A 238-nucleotide genomic window follows, 5' to 3' on the forward strand; every position below is an offset into this window, starting at 1 on the left:
CAGGTTATCCCTTACCCGAACGGCTTTCTTTATATCAGAATACCAGACTTAGCCCATGCTTCCAGCTTCCGGCGTAGCTACCTGATAGGCGTTTTAGCCAGAGTAGTGGTAGATATAGCTTTCTTTTCAGGTAAACCAATTGTTTTAGAAAACCTGAACTTTGGCAAAGACAGACTGGACACTAATAAAAAGTTTAACCGCATGGCCTCCAATTTTCCATTTGCGAAAATGGTAGGAG

The 238-nt window shown here is 42.4% G+C and carries 1 pseudogene; it reads left to right on the forward strand.

What is annotated here, in order from left to right:
• Positions 1-238, forward strand: a pseudogene (locus tag JDF658_RS14670) (IS200/IS605 family accessory protein TnpB-related protein); the annotation flags it as partial.

This window comes from Carboxydocella sp. JDF658 (assembly GCF_002049395.1).
GTDB lineage: Bacteria > Bacillota.